This is a genomic window from Pseudomonas silensiensis, assembly GCF_050434865.1.
Taxonomy (GTDB): domain Bacteria; phylum Pseudomonadota; class Gammaproteobacteria; order Pseudomonadales; family Pseudomonadaceae; genus Aquipseudomonas; species Aquipseudomonas fluorescens_W.
Window position 1 is genome coordinate 377,450 of the sequence record NZ_JBNDJH010000001.1, and the last position, 16,900, is coordinate 394,349.

At 60.4% G+C, this 16,900-nt stretch carries 15 protein-coding genes and 1 pseudogene; 4 read left to right on the forward strand and 12 right to left on the reverse strand.

The genetic code is table 11. From position 1 onward, the window contains the following. Positions 1–39 precede the first annotated feature (39 nt). Complete coding sequence (locus QF010_RS01630; RefSeq protein ID WP_429532422.1) at positions 40–1,530, forward strand: aldehyde dehydrogenase family protein; 1,491 nt, start codon at positions 40–42, stop codon at positions 1,528–1,530. Positions 1,531–1,614: 84 nt separating this feature from the next. Here the strand turns inward: QF010_RS01630 and QF010_RS01635 are convergent, their stop codons facing one another. The 3 genes from QF010_RS01635 to QF010_RS01645 form a co-directional block, all read right to left on the reverse strand. Continuing rightward, positions 1,615–2,235: a glutathione S-transferase family protein gene (locus QF010_RS01635; RefSeq protein ID WP_033062086.1), complete on the reverse strand. Its 621-nt coding sequence runs from the start codon at positions 2,233–2,235 to the stop codon at positions 1,615–1,617. A 98-nt stretch (positions 2,236–2,333) separates the two neighbouring features. Continuing rightward, complete coding sequence (locus QF010_RS01640) at positions 2,334–3,215, reverse strand: NmrA family NAD(P)-binding protein (RefSeq protein WP_429532423.1); 882 nt, start codon at positions 3,213–3,215, stop codon at positions 2,334–2,336. A gap of 97 nt (positions 3,216–3,312) precedes the next feature. After that, complete coding sequence (locus QF010_RS01645; protein WP_429532424.1) at positions 3,313–3,954, reverse strand: HD domain-containing protein; 642 nt, start codon at positions 3,952–3,954, stop codon at positions 3,313–3,315. A 126-nt stretch (positions 3,955–4,080) separates the two neighbouring features. On the opposite strand from QF010_RS01645, the gene QF010_RS01650 reads away from it, so the two are divergent. The 3 genes from QF010_RS01650 to QF010_RS01660 all read left to right on the forward strand — a co-directional run bounded on the left by QF010_RS01650 (position 4,081) and on the right by QF010_RS01660 (position 7,128). Continuing rightward, entirely contained in the window at positions 4,081–5,103 is a 1,023-nt protein-coding gene (locus tag QF010_RS01650) for a GlxA family transcriptional regulator (RefSeq protein WP_050482900.1), read from the forward strand. Positions 5,104–5,340: 237 nt separating this feature from the next. After that, positions 5,341–6,213: a DNA/RNA non-specific endonuclease gene (locus QF010_RS01655; RefSeq protein ID WP_033062089.1), complete on the forward strand. Its 873-nt coding sequence runs from the start codon at positions 5,341–5,343 to the stop codon at positions 6,211–6,213. A 354-nt stretch (positions 6,214–6,567) separates the two neighbouring features. Next, positions 6,568–7,128 (forward strand): hypothetical protein, encoded by a 561-nt coding sequence (locus tag QF010_RS01660; RefSeq protein ID WP_429509648.1) that lies wholly within the window; start codon positions 6,568–6,570, stop codon positions 7,126–7,128. Positions 7,129–7,300: 172 nt separating this feature from the next. Here QF010_RS01660 and QF010_RS01665 read toward each other — a convergent pair whose 3' ends face one another. The 9 genes and pseudogenes from QF010_RS01665 to QF010_RS01705 form a co-directional block, all read right to left on the reverse strand. Continuing rightward, entirely contained in the window at positions 7,301–7,687 is a 387-nt protein-coding gene (locus QF010_RS01665; protein ID WP_429509649.1) for a hypothetical protein, read from the reverse strand. Between the two features lie 364 nt (positions 7,688–8,051). Beyond that, entirely contained in the window at positions 8,052–8,684 is a 633-nt protein-coding gene (locus tag QF010_RS01670; RefSeq protein WP_429532425.1) for a TetR/AcrR family transcriptional regulator, read from the reverse strand. Then, positions 8,681–9,508, reverse strand: coding sequence for a methyl-accepting chemotaxis protein (locus QF010_RS01675; protein ID WP_429532465.1), 828 nt, complete (start codon positions 9,506–9,508; stop codon positions 8,681–8,683). Before QF010_RS01675 ends, QF010_RS01670 begins: the two co-directional genes overlap by 4 nt. 30 nt (positions 9,509–9,538) lie before the next feature. Further along, a pseudogene (locus QF010_RS01680) lies at positions 9,539–10,309 on the reverse strand (cache domain-containing protein); the annotation flags it as partial. 71 nt (positions 10,310–10,380) lie between these two features. Beyond that, positions 10,381–11,532, reverse strand: a complete 1,152-nt coding sequence (locus tag QF010_RS01685; protein WP_429509652.1) for an acyl-CoA dehydrogenase family protein — start codon at positions 11,530–11,532, stop codon at positions 10,381–10,383. Between the two features lie 18 nt (positions 11,533–11,550). Then, positions 11,551–12,639, reverse strand: coding sequence for an enoyl-CoA hydratase/isomerase family protein (locus QF010_RS01690; RefSeq protein WP_429532426.1), 1,089 nt, complete (start codon positions 12,637–12,639; stop codon positions 11,551–11,553). 2 nt (positions 12,640–12,641) lie between these two features. Further along, on the reverse strand, positions 12,642–13,532 hold the full coding sequence (mmsB, locus tag QF010_RS01695) for a 3-hydroxyisobutyrate dehydrogenase (protein ID WP_033062103.1): 891 nt from the start codon (positions 13,530–13,532) through the stop codon (positions 12,642–12,644). Positions 13,533–13,584: 52 nt separating this feature from the next. After that, a complete protein-coding gene (locus tag QF010_RS01700) occupies positions 13,585–15,093 on the reverse strand; it encodes a CoA-acylating methylmalonate-semialdehyde dehydrogenase (protein WP_429532427.1) in 1,509 nt (502 codons plus the stop codon). Between the two features lie 102 nt (positions 15,094–15,195). Then, on the reverse strand, positions 15,196–16,899 hold the full coding sequence (locus QF010_RS01705) for an AMP-binding protein (protein ID WP_429532428.1): 1,704 nt from the start codon (positions 16,897–16,899) through the stop codon (positions 15,196–15,198). Position 16,900: the final 1 nt, after the last annotated feature.

Consider the following 16,900-nt stretch of genomic DNA (forward strand, 5'->3'; position numbering starts at 1 on the left):
TTTACTGGCTGAACAGCTCGTCTGAACGAAAGGTGAATTATGAAAAACGTTGAAATTCTGGCGCAAGTGGCTGCATTCCTCGACCGCCGTCATGGTTGTTTTATCGACGGTCAGTGGGTGTTCGCTGACGGGCAACGCATTGCCGTGGTCAACCCTGCTACCGGGCAAACCCTCTGCGAAACACTGGATGCGCCGCTGGAAATGGTCGAGCGCGCGGTGCAGTCGTCCCATGCCGCCTTCAAGTCCGGCGTGTGGTCCGGTTTGCGCCCGGCGGACCGCGAACGCATTCTGCTGAACTTCACCCGCCTGGTTGAGGAACATGCTGAAGAGTTGGCCCAGTTGGAAACCTTGAGCCAGGGCAAATCAATCAATATGGCGCGCGCGCTTGATCTGAACGCCACCGTGGAGTTCATGCGCTACATGTCCGGCTGGGCGACCAAGATCGAAGGGCAGACCTTTGATGTGTCGATTCCACTGCCACCGGGTGCAAAGTTCACCGCCTTCACCAAGCGTGAACCGGTGGGTGTAGTGGTCGGGATTGTGCCGTGGAATTTTCCGCTGCTGATCGCCACCTGGAAGCTGATGCCGGCGCTGGCCACCGGTTGCACGGTGATCATCAAACCGGCGATGGAAACCCCGTTGACCGCCATGCGTCTGGCTGAATTGGCGATTGAGGCGGGCATTCCCGCGGGCGTATTCAACGTCGTGACCGGTGGCGGCGCCTCGGTAGGCGGCGCGCTGACGGCGCACCCGCTGGTGAGCAAAGTGTCCTTCACCGGCTCCACCGCGGTGGGCAAAAGTGTCGGCGTTGCCTGCATGGAAAACATGACGCGTTTTGCCCTGGAACTGGGTGGCAAGAACCCGATGATCGTTCTCGAAGATGCCAACATCGAAAAAGCCATTCAGGGCGCGATCCTCGGTGGCCTGCTGAACAACGGCCAGGTCTGCGCAGCGGCCTCGCGCTTCTATGTGCATCGCTCGATCTACGACAAGTTTGTCGAAGGTCTCGCGGCAGCGGTATCGGCCATGCCGATCGGTGCGGGTATGAACTGCGCCGCAGCGATCAACCCGCTGGTGTCGCGCAAGCAGCAACAAAGCGTGCTCAAGCACATCGAACTGGCTCGCCGGGAAGGTGCGCGCGTGGTCACGGGGGGCGAGTTGCAGGAAGGCGAGGGCTTCTATGTGCAGCCGACTATTCTGGCCGACATCGACCACAGCATGGCGGTGGCCCGTGAGGAGGTGTTTGGTCCGGTGCTGGGCGTGATGGCGTTTGATGATGAAGACGCGGTGATTGCCTTGGCCAACGACAATCGTTACGGCCTGGCCGCCAGCCTGTGGACCAATGACCTGAGCAAAGCCATGAACATGGTGCCGCGTATCGAAGCGGGCACCGTTTGGGTCAACGCTCACGTACTGCTAGACCCTGCGATGCCGTTTGGTGGCGTTAAACAATCCGGTATGGGCCGTGAGTTCGGTCGCGCGGTCATTGAGGCTTACACCGAGCTGAAGTCGGTGTGCATCGCGCACTGATTTAGCCGGCCTTGGCTCGTTTACCGCTCCAGGATTCACAAAAAACGCCACTCAATGAGTGGCGTTTTTTGTGTGTGATAGCGCTCAGTGATTTTGAAACGCTTTCAATCCTCGCTGGACCGCGGGCCGGGCTTCGATCGCGTCGAACCAGCGTGACAGGCGTGAAAGCACTGCCCAATCCAGCCGGTCACGAATGGATGCCGCAAGGGTGAAAGCAGAGATGTCCGCCATGGAGAACTGATCGCCGGCCATAAAGTCTCCGGTAAGAAACCGTTCTGCATAAGCAAGTTGTTCAATGACGCGCAGATCGATGACGGTGGCCGCATCAATGAATCCCGCCTGGCGCAGGAAAAATGCCGCATGGCTGGGCCCGATGACGTCCGTTACGAAAAAGAAGTAACGATCAAACACCCGGTCGCGCTCTGGTCCAGGATGCGCGGGTGCGAGTCGGCCGGGAGCTTTGGCGTCCGCGAACTGAATGATTGCGTTTGATTGGTTGATGACCCGTGCCGGTGTCGACGTATGGTCGACCAGGGTCGGGACTTTTCCTGCCGGATTAAGCGCCAGGTACGCCAAGTCGCGCTGCTCGTTCGCTTGCAGATTCAGTCTCCGTGCCGTGTAGGGGATACCGGCTTCTTCCAAGGCTATCGCAGCCCTCAGACTGTTGCCGGTTTGAGCGCCATACAGCTCTATGTTGGGGTTCATCAGGCACTCCATTGGAAATGAATGGACAATCATTGAATGCTAAGTGAAAAGCGGCGTATGCGTATGTCTTCAAGACCAAGTGCATACGCCCTTAGTGATTACACCTCGAACGCTTGCCGGTTTGCGCGTACGAAGTCAGCCACGGTTTGAGGCGCTTGTCCGGTGATTTCGCCGATAACCCCGTCCTCACCGCTAAAGATTCCGTTCTGGTAATCGACCGCGACTGCAAGGAAATGCTGGATCACAAACTCCGGCAGATCGTAGGTCTCCAGATGCTGGCGATACTCTTCCAGGGTCGAAGGGCTATAGGTGATGGTGCGGCCTGTGATGCCGCTGATTTCGTCGGCAATTTCTTGATGGCTCAGCTCGACAGGGCCGTACAGCGGATAGGTTTTCCCGATATGGCCAGAGGGCTGGGTGAGAACGGCGGCGATTAGCCGCGCCTGGTCTTCAGCGGCGATGGGGGCATGTCGGCCGGTGCCGTATGGCAGGGTGATCTTGTTGTCCTTTTTGATCTGATCAAGCACCCACGGAAAGATCAGCCACTCGGAAAAGAATGTCGGGCGGATGTGCACGGTGGGTACGCCCGACCAGTCGAGTACACGCTCTGCAATCCAGTGGTCGCGCGCGGCGTGACTCAACGAGTCTTCCCGAGCAGAAATCTGCGACATTTCCACAACGACCTCGACGCCGGCTCGCCGGGCGGCATCCGCAAAATAGGCGGTCGCCTGAATGTAGCCGGGACGCACGGGATAGCACAGGTAGGCGCCTGTGACGCCCTCCATCGCGCGAATGATGTCGTCATGTTCAAGGAGGTCGCCCACAAATATTTCAGCGCCTTCGCTCTGGAGCGCTGCGCTGCGCTCGTCCTCCTGGTGTACAAAAGCCCGAACCGCATGACCGCCGTTGAGAAGGTGGCGAATGGTGTAGACGCCGGTTTTTCCCGTAGCGCCGGTGACGAGGTATTTACGTTGCTGCATGGTGAATACTCCACAGTAAAGGAACACACATGGCTGGCGCCGATATCACGTATCGGGCGTTACCCATTCAAGAAGGCTGTGCAGGAGCGCATCGCCGTCAGCTATCGAAAGGAGCGTGATCAATCAGGTCGCACACATTCGGGCATTCGAACCCGTGCACGTGACGACGTCCGACATCCGCGAGCCCGGTGCCAATCGCGGTGTGGGGTTTCTTCCTCGCCACTTCGGCGACCGCTTGGGTAAACGCGGCTTTCATGCCAATGCGGGGGTAGAGGGCCAGCGTATCCTCGACCAGCGATGGCGTGATTTCCTCCAGCCGTAATCCCATCACATCGACATGGGCGCCCATGTAGATCAGGGCGATCTCTGGCTGTTTGCGGTCGGCGATGCCGGCGCTAGAGTGAAGGGCGATCGCATCCCAAACCAGTTCGGCTTTTGATTCCGGGTAGCCGTTTTCCAGCAGGAAGCGTCTGGCAGCGTCGGCGCCGTCGACCTCAAAACGTTGGTCGCCTGCAAATTCGTACGTCAGGCCCAGGTCGTGTAGCAGTGCGGCGAGATAGACGGCCTCGCGGTCGTATTTCAGGCCTCGCTGCTGGCCGAGGAATTCGGCAAACCACCAGGTGCGATGCACATGGTGCAGGAGCACGGTCGAGTGAACGCGTTCGACGAGGAAAGAGGCCTTGCGAGCGAGTTCAGAGTCTGGAGCGCTGAAGCCGCCGATGATCACAGGTGTACTCATGTTTGCTCCCGGGGGATGAAGTGGGCTCGCGGTTCATTTTAAATAGGTGCAATTGGCAGAATTGACTATTTTCAGATGATTTGTGCCAATGTGCGTGCCAGGTCAATGCGGGAGATCGCTGTGAAAATGACGACGAAATCAAAACATTCTTTTGTCGGCGTGGCGCAAAAACGAGTGGTGATATTGGGTTTGCCGCCCGTGGATTCGCTTGATGTAATCGGCCCGGCAGAAGTGTTTGCTTATGCAAACAACCTGCACCGTGGTGACTCAGTGCCCTACGTACTTGAGCTCGTTTGCGCAGGCGCCAATGAACACCTGGAGAGCAGCACCGGCATCGCACTTATGGCGCACAAGACGCTTGAACAGGAGCGACTTGAAAACAGGGCCATCGACACGTTGATCGTGACGTCGGGCTGGAAAGCCATGGATCAGCTGGATCAGACGGCCATCGAGTGGATCCGCACGCGAGCCAAGAGTGTCAGGCGTGTGTGCTCGATCTGTGTCGGCGCGTTCGCCTTGGCCGAAACAGGGCTTTTGGATGGTCGAAAGGCAACAACCCACTGGCGGATGGCACGCAGCCTGGCCGATCGCTATCCCAACGTGCAGGTCGATCCCAACCCGATCTGGGTCAAGGACGGCAACGTGTACACCTCGGCAGGCATCTCGGCGGGAATCGATCTTGCACTCGCCTTGGTCAGCGAAGACCTGGGCGACGACATCGCTTTGGAGATCGCGAAAAATCTGGTTCTGTTTCTGCGACGTCCAGGCGGCCAGGCACAGTTCAGCGTCGCACTCCAGTCGCAGCATGCGACAGGTTCGAACCTGGATGAGTTATGCGTATGGATCAGTGAGCATCTGCATTCGGAGCTGACGGTCGAGATACTTGCAGACAGGCTCGCCACCAGTGTGAGGACCTTGATTCGCATGTTTCAGCGGGAATTCAAGACCACGCCTGCGAAGTACGTCGAGGACGTCCGGGTCGAAGCAGCCTGTCGGCAAATAGAGCTGGGAAGGCGGTCGATGGAAGAGGTTGCGCGCCGATGCGGCTACCACAGCGTCGACGTGCTCAGGAAAGCCTTCGTGCGACGCATGGGGGTGAGTCCAAAGGAGTACGCACAACGCTTCGCGCCGGTTAACGAACCCGCTTAGGCATTGGCAAACAGAATGTAAACGCTGCTCAGCACTAATGTGACTTGTCATGGTCAATAAATCCCGCACGGCCGTCAGCGGTCGTACTGCTCGGAGCCGACCGGGTCCGCATCGGCATTTTGATCAAGGACAGTGAAAGCATGCTCGCCGCAAGATAATCAGCAACCGCCTCCACCGGGTTCCGTGAATCGGGACTCGCCGTACGTTTACTCTCAATTCAATTCGAAGATTAAAAGCATGCACCTACGCAAAATTGCAGTTGGGCTGTCGGCCCTTGTTTTGCTCTCGACCGGGGCAGAAGCCCGCAGTCTGCTGGATCTCCTCAAGCCGCCCGCCCAGCATCACGAACAAGCGTCCCAGTCGGGCTCGATCAGCCAGAACGCGGCGCTGGAGCTCTACTCAAACAAACAGAAACAGGCATCGTTCGACGGCTGCACAGATCTGTTCCCGGCAGCCAAACCGATCAACATGGCCACTGTGCCTGCAAACATGAATCCCTTGGCCCTGTGCTCTGACAATTTCGCGGTGCTGTACTCGCAAACCAGTAAGACGCCGTTGGTAGTGGTCGAACGCCTCAATGCCGCCCAGCTGCAGGATGCCAAAGGGGAGGAGCGCACCAACCAGTTCTACCCGGACCCACGCATCCCCAAGAGTGGGCGGGCAGAGTTGAGCGACTACCGTAGCCAACATCCGGCGGTGGACCGCGGCCATCAATCCCCGGCAGCCGATGCACCGAACCCCAATGCAATGGCCCAATCCTTTGCGCTGTCGAACATGGTGCCGCAAGACCCCACCAACAACCGGAAGATCTGGAGCAAGGTCGAGGCGGATGTCAGAAAATTTGCCAAGCGAGCCGATGGCAATGTGTTTGTCTTCACAGGCCCGCTCTTTGACTCAGGCCACAGCACCATCGGCGACAACAAGGTCTGGGTGCCGACCCGTCTGTTCAAGCTGGTTTACGACGCATCGTCCAAACGTGCCTGGGCCTACGTACTACCCAATGCTGAAACCCGTATCGAGAGACCGATGGACTATGACGCTTTCGTGAAGAGTACCGGGCTCCACTTGCTGGGTAATCTACCGGTCACAGGATCCGTAGGGCGCTCTTGATGGCTTGATGAATTGCACCCCAAAGGCTGGATGCAACCGATGGGGTGCTTCATTCACGGATAGATGGCGGCGGTTTAAACGGTGGTGCGTGACATCGGATTTGTAAACGCTACTTGCGTCTTGAACGGTCTTTTTCCGGTTCGGTAAACACATCAACAACCGTATGGGGAAAGGCCGATCGCCCGCGTCTGGCCGTTTACTGCCGGCCATGATTGCTTAGGGGATCCAAGCCTGAAAGGACAGATCCAGAGAGTTTCGAAGTGCCATATCTGGACACTCGTTAAGTAGTCGCGCGAGTGGCTAAGTGCTATCATCTGTGGCCTCTTTGGACTATACAATCACAAGGATTTTCGAATGACGTACCTCCGCTTACTGTTAGCTTCAGCCCTGATTGCTCTTTGCACTGGCTGTGCCTCGCCCGCTCAAATTTCCGGCATGTCAGTATCTGCCGATCAAGCAAAGGCAAGCACCTATGACTCTCAGCTAAGAAATAATGTCCGGCTTTCCGAGGTGAATGGCGGAGATAAAACCAACCCTCTATGGACTTCGGAAATCGACAGCCCTGACTTCGGCGCTGCACTCAAGCAATCGCTCGCTAATGCTGATTTACTTGGTGACGAGTCAGCCTCCTATGCTCTACGTGCCAATTTGCTGCGCGTTGACCAGCCTATATTCGGACTGGATTTTGAGGTGACCAGCGAAGTGGAATACACGTTGACAGAGTCATTGACCAACAAGGTTGTTTTGCGTGAAATTATCCGAACGCCTTTTACGGCTGGCTTCGGCGATTCCGTTATAGGAATCAAGCGTCTACGACTGGCCAATGAGGGATCCGCTCGAGTAAACATCATCGCTATGCTCAAGCGTCTCAGTGATCTCAAAATCGAAGCCAAACAAGTTGCGTTAAAGAACTAGGTATTTCCTAACACTGCTTTTCTGCCCAGACCCTAGGCTATGCGCGAGTCTACCATCTCAATTTAGTAACTCGATTGTCCGCTTTTGGCCGTTTTCTGCCCGGTGCGACTGGCTGAAGTCGACCCAAAGCGGACTGTACACGTTCAGGCATATTGATTCAGATTTCATCGCGTCAGGGGCGATGCAACCCCGTTACGTCCCGCCAGTACAAGATTTCTTCGAACTGGAAGGTTATCAGGAAGAGTGAAGAACTGGTCTGAGCAATGGCTTCGGCTATTTTGTCCAGGTCTTCCATGGCCGACTGCCCTTCCGGTTCAGGGCCTTTGATTCTGATGTTACAACGCAGGGCGACGCGGAAGTCGATGCCCTTCGTATCCTCAGCGTAAATCGTAGAGTCAGTGGTTGCGCCATCGGCAGTCAATGTTAGGCCCGACATAAAGGCAGCTTCCAAACCGCCGTTCACCATGTTGACTTCCAATGCGCCAGCAGTTTCCAAGGCTAGTCCAAGTGCCGGGACTGTGAGTGCATTATCAGCTTCTAGATACAGATCAAGACTCACCTGAACCCTTCCTTCTGCGGGAGCACCAGCACTGAAAGGTATTTTCAGTGCGAGTGTCACGGCATTGTAGTGGTCAACGGTTTGGGCGTCAGCTATTGGGCCGATTGCTGCCCTTTGGCACAGGCAGCTTCGGGGCGTCAGCCCATGGTGTCGACGACAGCTTTAAGGCGCTCCAGCCCTGTGCGGTAGAGTGCCTCGAAATGCTCGACGACCTCAGTTTCATCTGCACCCTGGACCACAAAGGTGTTGGACCAAAAGGCCAGCGTCCCGCCTTTGCCATGAGAAACGCTCCAGGATTCACAAAAAACACCACTCAATGAGTGGCTTTTTTTTGTGCGTGAGATTTATGTTCAGCGTCCGGCCATTAGAACTGCTTTGACGAGCGTTCTGAGCCTGAGGCATGAGTCGCCTGCAACGCGCCTTGCAGGGCACTCATCACCATGTCTTGCAGCAGCTTGCGGCGTGCGCTCTTGCTTGCCTGAGGCTCGCCAACCCAGGCCGGCAGTTGGTTGAGGAGGGAGACGATGCCGCTCAAGGTGGCGCGCCGGGTGGCACTGGTCGGTTTACCGGTGAGCTGTTCGACAACCTCCACCAGGTGTTCCTCGTAGCGTCGGCGCAGGGTCAGGATCAAGGCCTGCTGTTCGCTGCTCAAACAGTGGAGGTCGTACTCCGCCAGGCGGAAATGCGCCCCCATGCGCTCGTGCAGCAGGAGGTGCGCCTCAAGCAAGCCGTGCAGACGTAGCGCCGGTGCGGATTTGCGACGAGTCACCAGGCTGGCGCCGTGCAGCAACTGTTCGTAGAGTTCCTCGATCAGCTCGAACAGCAGGGCTTCCTTGCTGTCGATGTGGTTGTAAATGGAGCCGACATTGATCCCCAGATAAGTGGCGAGGTCGCGCATGCTGACCCGGCTGAAACCACACCGGGCAAACAGCTCGAGCGCCTTGTGGCGGGTTTCCAGGTAGCGCGAGGGTTCGACAGGTGCCGCCATCCCCTTCATACGCGAAACTGCCCCAACAGCCGATTGAGCTGACCCGCCAGTTGGCCCAATGCCTGGCTGGCCTCGTTGGAGCGGCCTGCGGCCTGGGCATTGTCGTGGGCCAGCGAGGCGGCACGGGTGACATTCTGGTTGATGTCCTCGACCACATGGGACTGCTCCAGGGTGGCGCTGGCGATCGAGGCGTTCAGTTCGGTGAGATTGCGCAGCGCGCTGAGAATCTGGTGCAGGCTTTCCCCTGTTCGGCGGGCCTGTTCCACGGTGTGTTGAGCGGCCTGGCTGCTGGTGTTGATGACCTTCACCGCCGCTTCCGAGTTGCCCTGCAGGCGCTCGATCATGCCCTGGATCTGCGCGATGGACTGCTGAGTGCGCTGGGCCAGCAGGCGCACCTCGTCGGCGACCACGGCGAAGCCGCGGCCCTGTTCTCCCGCGCGCGCCGCCTCAATGGCGGCATTCAGCGCCAACAGGTTGGTCTGCTCGGCGATGGCACGAATGACTTCCAGCACACTGCCGATCTGGGTGCTTTCCTGGGCCAGGCTCTGGATCACCTCGACAGCCTGGCCGATGGTCTCGGACAACTGGTCGATCTGGCTCAGGCTGTTGTCAAGGTTGTGCTGGCCCTGGCGTGCCTGCTCATCGGCCTGGCGGACTTCGTTGGCGGCGTGTTCGGCGTTCTTCGCCACTTCCTGCACGGCGTAAGACACCTCGTGAATGGCGGTGGCCACCAGTTCCATCTGCTGGGACTGTTGCTGGCTGTGGCGCTGGCTGTCGCTGGCAATCCCGGCCAGTGATTGCGAGGCCTGATCCAGGTTGCCGGCGGTCTGCATCGACTCGCCGATCACCGTGCGCAGCTTGTGGGTGAACACGTTGAAGTGCCCGCTCAGCGCGGTCAGTTCGTCGCGCCAGCGGCTGTCCAGGTTACGGGTCAGGTCGGCCTCGCCGCTGGCGATGTTCGCCATGGCGTCGACCACCTGCGCCAGTGGCGAGGCGATGCTGCGGGCAATCAGCAGGATCAGCGCACTGAGCAGCAGGGCGATGGTCATCAGGATGACGATCGCCTGTATCAGTTGGCGGCGGAACTCGACTTTGACATCGTCGACGTAGATGCCCGAGCCGACGATCCAGCCCCAGGGTTTGAACAGTTCGACGTAGGAAACCTTCTCCACCGGCGCGTCGGAACCCGGCTTGGGCCAGCGGTAACTCACCAGGCCGGAGCCGTCGCGTTTGGCCACGGCCACCATCTCGTCGAACAGCGCCTTGCCATCCGGGTCGAGGGTGCCGGTCATGCGCTGGCCCTGGAGCTTGGGATTGGGGTGCATGACCATCCGGGTGTCGAGGTCTTCGAGGAAGAAGTAGTCCTCGTGGTCGTAGCGCAGGTCACGTATCACCGCGCTGGCCTGTTGCTGCGCCTGCTCTCGACTGAGCCCCTGAGCTTCCAGGTTTTGGAAGTGGCGCAGGATGCCACTGGTGGTCTCGACCACGTGGCGGGTTTTCAGCGCCTTGGCGGCATAGAGGTCGTCATAGCTTTGCTTGAGCATCAGGCCGGCCAGAATCAGCAGCATCAAAATGGACATCAGCAGGATCAACCACAGGCGACGGTTGATCGGAATATTACGCAGACCGAGCATGGGCGACTCCACAAGGTGTGGCAAAAAGGGGGGGGCAGCCGGACGCAGCGGGCGCGTCCGACCGGAGGGGCTCAGAGTGCGTAGTGGGTCAGTTCGCGGGCGATCAGCAGGCGCTGGACCTCGCTGGTGCCTTCGTAGATCTGGGTGATGCGCGCATCGCGGTAGTAGCGCTCCACCGGGTAGTCCTCCAGATAGCCGTAGCCACCATGGATCTGCATCGCGCTGGAGCACACGCGTTCGGCCATTTCAGAGGCGAACAGCTTGGCCTGCGAGGCTTCTGACAAGCACGGTTGCCCGGCGCTTTTCAGGCGTGCGGCATGCAGCACCAGCAGTCGGGTGGCATTGAGCCGGGTGTGCATGTCGGCGAGCAAATTGGAGACGCTCTGGTGTTCGATGATCGGCTTGCCGAACTGGATGCGTTCGCGGGCATACCCCAGCGCGGCCTCGAAGGCGGCGCGGGCGATGCCCAAGGCCTGGGCGGCGATACCGATGCGACCACCTTCCAGGTTGGACAGGGCAATCGCCAGGCCCTTGCCGCGTTCGCCCAGCAAATGGTCCTGGGGGATCACGCAGTTGTTCAGGGTCACTGCGCAGGTATCGGAGGCCTTGATACCCATCTTGTGTTCGCTGCGGTCGACCACGAATCCTGGGTTGTCGGTCGGCACCAGGAAGGCTGACAGCCCCTTCTTGCCCAGCTCCGGATCAGTGACGGCAAAGACGATGGCCAGCTTGGCACGCCTGCCGTTGCTGACGAACTGCTTGGCGCCGTTGAGCACCCACTGACCGTCGCGCAGTTCGGCGCGAGTGCGCAAGTTGTGCGCTTCGGTGCCGGCCTGTGGCTCGGTCAAGCAGAAGCAGCCGATGGCCTGGCCGCTGGCCAGAAGCGGCAACCAGCGGTCTTGCTGGGACGGGCTGCCATATTTCAGCAGAGGGCCGCAGCCCACTGAATTGTGGATGCTCATCAATGCGCCGAGCGCACCGTCGCCGGCCGAGATTTCCTCCACGGCCAGGGCGTAGGCCACATAGTCGGTGTAGCTGCCACCCCACGTGTCCGGCACTACCATGCCCAGCAGGCCCAGTTCACCCATCTGCGCCACCACGGCGTCATCGATCCAGCCGGCCTTCTCCCAGGCTTGGGCATGCGGGCCGACTTCGCTGCGGGCAAAGTCGCGCGCCATGTCGCGGATCATGCGTTGTTCTTCGGTCAATTCGATATCGTGCATTGCGGTGTCTCCTGCCGGTCAGGCGGTGCGAAGGGGGTTGGCAGAGGCCGGACGGAAGCCGCTGAAAAAGGATTGCACCCGCGGTGGTGCCAGTTCCGCCAGGGTGGGTGGGTTCCAGCGTGGGGTCTTATCCTTGTCGATGATCAGGGCGCGCACGCCCTCCATCAGGTCGCCTTTGTCGAACCACTGATAGTCCAGGTGCAACTCCAGGGCAAAGCAGTCGGCCAGGCTCAGGTAACGCCCGCGACGCAGCAGCTCCAGGGTCACGGCCATCGCCAGTGGCGAACGGCTGTCGAGCAATTTGGCCGTCTGCTCGGCCCAGTCGCGCAACTCGGGACGTTGTTCGCGCAGCAGGGCGGTGCGAATGGCCGGCACATCGGGCAGGGAAAAATACTCATCGATCACCTGGCGATAGGCCTTGAGTTCCGATCCTGCAATACGCTCGGTGGCCATGCTGGCGAGCAGGTCTTGCAGGTCTTCCTCGGGAGCACCGGTCCAGTTCAACTGATCCAGCGCGGCATCCAGTTCGGCCAACTGCTCACTGGGCACGCAGTAGTCAGCCAGGTTGGCATAGAGGGCGTCGGCGGCACGTATCTGGCAACCGGTGACGCCCAGATAGATACCCAGCTCACCGGGAAGTCGCGGCAGGAAATAGCTGCCGCCGACATCGGGGAAAAAACCGATGCCGACTTCCGGCATCCCCATCCGCGTGCGCTCGGTGATCACCCGCAGCGAGGCGGCCTGGGCCAGGCCCATACCGCCGCCCAACACATAACCATCCAGCAGCGCCAATACCGGTTTGGGGTAGCGATGCAGGTACTCGTCAAGGGCGTATTCTTCCTCGAGGAACACCTCGTGCAGGTCGTCGCCGGCCTTGTGACTGTCGTACAGCATGCGGATGTCGCCCCCGGCGCAGAAGGCTTTTTCCCCGGCACCACGAATGGTCACGGCAACAATCTCCGGGTCCTGTTCCCAGACCCACAGGTGCCGGCACAGCAGTGTCACCATGGGCAGGTCCAGGGTGTTCAACGCGCCGGGTCGATTCAGCGTCAGGTGGCCGACGCGGTTGCGCACATTGGCCAGCACCGGGGCTTGCTGCTCGCTCATGCTCAGGCTTCTCCACGGAACAGTTTGATGATCGCGGAGAAATCCAGGCCGCCATTCCCTTGCAGGCTGAAGGTCTGGTACAGCTGCTGTGCGGCAGCACCGAGCACCACCGGCTGGCGCACATGTTTCGCAGCTTCGGTGGCGAGGCCGAGGTCCTTGAGCATCAGGTCGGTACCAAAGCCGCCACTGTAACCACGCGAGGCCGGAGCGTTTTCCAGCACGCCCGGGAACGGATTGTTGATCTCCGAACTCCAGCAGCGACCGGTAGAAGTGCCGATGACACCGGCCAGCACCTTGGCGTCCATACCCAGGGCCACACCCAGGGCCATGGACTCGGCAACGCCGACCATGGAGATGCCGAGCAGCATGTTGTTGGCGATCTTGGCCACCTGGCCGTTGCCTGCGCCGCCGCAGTGCACGATGTTCCTGCCCATGGCCGAGAGGATCGGCAGGGCTTGGTCGAACACGCTGACCGGGCCGCCGACCATAAAGGTCAGGGTGCCTGCCGTCGCGCCGCCGGTGCCACCGGATACCGGTGCGTCGAGCATCGGGTTGCCTTGGGCCAGGGCAAATTTTGCGACTTCGCGGGCACTGAGCGGGTCGATGGTCGAACTGTCGATCAACAGCACGCCTTGGCCAATGTTGGCCAGCAGGCCGTCCTTGCCGCGATAGACCTGCTTCACATGATCGGCGGTTGGCAGCATGGTGATGACCACCTCAACCCCGGCTTTGGCCACGGCTGCGGGTGAGTCTGCGGCGCTGGCGCCAGCTTCCACCAGGGCGGCGACCGCCTGCGGGAAAGGATCGAAGACGGTCAGGCTGTGGCCAGCCTTGAGCAGGTTGCGGGCCATTGGGCCGCCCATGTTGCCGAGGCCGAGAAATCCGATATGCATGATGGTTACCTTTTGCGTGTGGTGGCGAGGGGATAAATCCCCTCGCCACAGATCATTTCAGGGTGATGGTGGTGTTCACCGAACCGCCGGTGTCATCCTCGTCGAACCAGCGCTGGGTGACCGTTTTGGTCTGGGTGTAGAAGGTCACCACTTGTTTGCCGTAAGGGCCCAGGTCGCCGAGCTTGGAGGCGCGCGAACCGGAGAACGAGAACAGTGGGACCGGTACCGGGATCGGCACGTTGATGCCCACCTGGCCGACGTCGATTTCTTCCTGGAAGTGACGGGCGGCAGCGCCGGAGCGGGTGAACAGGGCGGTGCCGTTGCCATTCGGATTGGCGTTGATGATCTCGATTGCCTCGCTCAGGCTGGCGGCGTGCATGACGCACAGCACCGGGCCGAAGATTTCTTCGCGGTACACAGACATTTGCGCCGTGACGCTGGAGAAGATGGTCGGGCCGACGAAGTTGCCGTCCTGGTAGCCAGGCACGCTAGGGTTGCGTCCATCCAGTTCGAGCTTGGCGCCTTCTTCGATGCCGCTGGCAATCAGACTGTGGACACGATCCAGCGCCGCGCAGGAGATCACCGGGCCGATGTCCGTGCCAGGCTCGGTGCCGCCATTGATCTTGAGGGTCTTGGTCCGCTCGATCAGGTCCGGCAGCCAGGTCTGCGCTTCACCCACCAGAATCACCACCGGCAGGGCCATGCAGCGTTGACCGGCGGCGCCGAAAGAGGCGCCCAGCAGGTTGTTCAACGTCTGCTGCTTGTTGGCATCGGGCAGGACGATGGCGTGGTTCTTCGCGCCCATCATGCACTGCGCACGCTTGCCGTTCTGGGTGGCGCGGTTGTAGACATGGGTACCGACTTTGGTCGAGCCGACGAAGGACACCGCTTTGATGTCCGGGTGATCACAAATCAGGTTCACCGCATCGACGCCGCCGTGGATGACATTGAGCACGCCCTTGGGTACACCGGCTTCCACTGCCAGTTCCACCAGGCGCATGGTCACCAGCGGGTCTTGCTCGGAAGGCTTGAGGATGAAGGTGTTGCCGGTGGCGATGGCCATCGGGAACATCCACAGCGGGATCATCGCCGGGAAGTTGAACGGGGTGATGCCGGCGCACACGCCCAGCGGCTGCATCAAAGTGTAGGTGTCGACGCCATTGGCGACGTTGTTGGCCAATTCACCCATCTGCAGGTTGCCGATGGAGGTGGCGTGTTCGACCACCTCCAGGCCGCGGAACACATCACCTTCGGCATCCGGCAGGGTTTTACCCTGTTCGGCGGTGAGCAGGGCGGCCAGTTCCTTGATGTTCTCGCGAATCAGTTGCTGGTATTTGAAGAAGATCCGGGAGCGGGCGCCGATCGGAGTCTTGCGCCAGGTTTTGAAGGCTTCCTTGGCGCTGGCCACGGCGGCGTCCATTTCCTCGGCGGTGGCGAAGGGCACGCGGGCCAGGACTTCCTGGGTGGCCGGGTTGACTACGTCGCGCCACTGAGTGCTGCGTGACTCGACGAATTCGCCGTTGATGAGAAGCTTGACGCTTGGAATGCTGGAAGAGGTCATTTTCAGTTCTGCCTACTTTCTTTGGGTCGAGTTAAGCCACTCGGCCTGGGTGGCCGAGCGGTCGGATTTGAATTCAGGTGGGGCCGGCGTACCGGCCCGGGTTCAGCCCTTGAGCTGCGGGAAGTCTTCTTCGAAGTACTCTTGCGCGCCGCGTGCATCGCTCTGGCGGCGCTGCACTTCCATTTGCCGTAGTTCCACCCGGCGGATCTTCCCGGAGATGGTCTTGGGCAGTTCGCTGACGAATTCGATACGTCGCACCCGCTTGTAGGGCGCCAGGTGCTCGCGGGCGAAGGCGAGGATGCTGCCGGCCAGTTCGGCACTGCCGGGTTCGTCATGGGCCAGGATCAGGAACGCCTTGGGCACGGCCAGGCGTAGCGGGTCAGGGCTTGGCACCACGGCCACTTCCATCACCGCCGGGTGCTCGATCAGTGCGCTCTCCAGCTCGAAGGGACTGATGCGGTAGTCGGAGGCCTTGAACACATCGTCGGCGCGGCCGACAAAGGTGACGTAGCCATCCTCGTCGATCTGCGCGGTGTCGCCGGTGCGGTAGAAGCCGTCACGCATTACTTCGGCGGTTTTTTCCGGGCTGTCCTCGTAGCACAACATCAGGCCGAGTGGACGCACGTCCAGTGGCAGGGCCACTTCACCCTCGTTGCCCGGCACCCCGTCGGGGTCGAGCATGGTCACCCGGTAGCCCGGCAGTGGGCGGCCCATGGACCCGGGCTTGAGCAGTTGGCCGGGCGTGTTGCCGACCAGGGCGGTGGTTTCCGACTGACCGAAACCATCACGCAGCGGCAAGTCCCAGGCATGCAGGATCTGCTCGATGATCTCCGGGTTCAGTGGCTCTCCGGCACCCACCAGTTCGCGCAGGTTCAAGCGCCCCTTGTAACTGGCCAGGTCCTCCTGAATCAGCATGCGCCACACGGTGGGCGGGGCGCACAGGCTGGTGACGCCGTAGCGTTCCAGTGCGCCAAGCAGGGCCGGGGCACTGAAGCGCGCGACGTTGTGGATGAAGATGCAGGCGCCGGCGTTCCACGGTGCGAAGAGGCAGCTCCAGGCATGTTTGGCCCAGCCCGGTGACGAGATGTTCAAGTGCAGGTCGCCCGGCTGCAGGCCGATCCAGTACATGGTCGACAGGTGGCCGACCGGGTAGCTCTGGTGGCTGTGCAGCACCATCTTTGGCTTGGAGGTGGTGCCGGAGGTGAAGTACAGCAGCATCGGGTCGGTGGCCAGCGTGCGGCCCTCGACTTCGAACTGCTCGGAATATTCGCTGGCGGCGCTGTGCGGGGTCCAGCCGGCGGGGGCCGGGCCGACGCAGATGCGGCTGCAGCCTTCTCCCAGGCCGACGAACTTGTCGACATGGGCGCTGCCGACCACCAGGTGACGAACCTGGCCGCGCTCGATGCGGTCGCCCAGGTCATCGGGTGTCAGCAGGGCGGTGGCGGGGATCACCACGGCGCCAAGCTTGAAGGCGGCCAGCATGGTTTCCCACAGGGCCACGTCGTTGCCGAGCATCAGCAGGATGCGCTCGCCGCGGCGCACGCCGAGGGCACGCAAGTGGTTGGCCACCTGATTGGAGCGCGAAGCCAGTTGCTGGAAGCTGTAGCGCTGTTCGCTGCCGTCTTCTTCGACGATCCACAGGGCGTTGGCCTGGTTGCCCTCGGCCATGGCATCGAAGTAATCGAGTGCCCAGTTGAACTCGTTCAGTTGCGGCCAGCGGAAGTCACGCACGGCAGTGGCGTAATCGGTACGGTGGGCCAGCAGGAAGTCTCGAGCGGCGAGGAAGGGTTGGCAGTTGCTGTTCATT

Bases quoted from the DNA above. Each gene is read 5' to 3' on its own strand.
- QF010_RS01670 (WP_429532425.1), bottom strand. From the start codon at position 8,684: ATGAAGGGGATGGCGGCACCTGTCGAACCCTCGCGCTACCTGGAAACC.
- QF010_RS01655 (WP_033062089.1), top strand. From the start codon at position 5,341: ATGCACCTACGCAAAATTGCAGTTGGGCTGTCGGCCCTTGTTTTGCTC.
- QF010_RS01700 (WP_429532427.1), bottom strand. From the start codon at position 15,093: ATGACCTCTTCCAGCATTCCAAGCGTCAAGCTTCTCATCAACGGCGAA.
- QF010_RS01660 (WP_429509648.1), top strand. From the start codon at position 6,568: ATGACGTACCTCCGCTTACTGTTAGCTTCAGCCCTGATTGCTCTTTGC.
- QF010_RS01645 (WP_429532424.1), bottom strand. From the start codon at position 3,954: ATGAGTACACCTGTGATCATCGGCGGCTTCAGCGCTCCAGACTCTGAA.
- mmsB (WP_033062103.1), bottom strand. From the start codon at position 13,532: ATGCATATCGGATTTCTCGGCCTCGGCAACATGGGCGGCCCAATGGCC.
- QF010_RS01690 (WP_429532426.1), bottom strand. From the start codon at position 12,639: ATGAGCGAGCAGCAAGCCCCGGTGCTGGCCAATGTGCGCAACCGCGTC.
- QF010_RS01650 (WP_050482900.1), top strand. From the start codon at position 4,081: ATGACGACGAAATCAAAACATTCTTTTGTCGGCGTGGCGCAAAAACGA.
- QF010_RS01705 (WP_429532428.1), bottom strand. From the start codon at position 16,899: ATGAACAGCAACTGCCAACCCTTCCTCGCCGCTCGAGACTTCCTGCTG.
- QF010_RS01635 (WP_033062086.1), bottom strand. From the start codon at position 2,235: ATGAACCCCAACATAGAGCTGTATGGCGCTCAAACCGGCAACAGTCTG.
- QF010_RS01685 (WP_429509652.1), bottom strand. From the start codon at position 11,532: ATGCACGATATCGAATTGACCGAAGAACAACGCATGATCCGCGACATG.
- QF010_RS01630 (WP_429532422.1), top strand. From the start codon at position 40: ATGAAAAACGTTGAAATTCTGGCGCAAGTGGCTGCATTCCTCGACCGC.
- QF010_RS01640 (WP_429532423.1), bottom strand. From the start codon at position 3,215: ATGCAGCAACGTAAATACCTCGTCACCGGCGCTACGGGAAAAACCGGC.
- QF010_RS01675 (WP_429532465.1), bottom strand. From the start codon at position 9,508: ATGCAGACCGCCGGCAACCTGGATCAGGCCTCGCAATCACTGGCCGGG.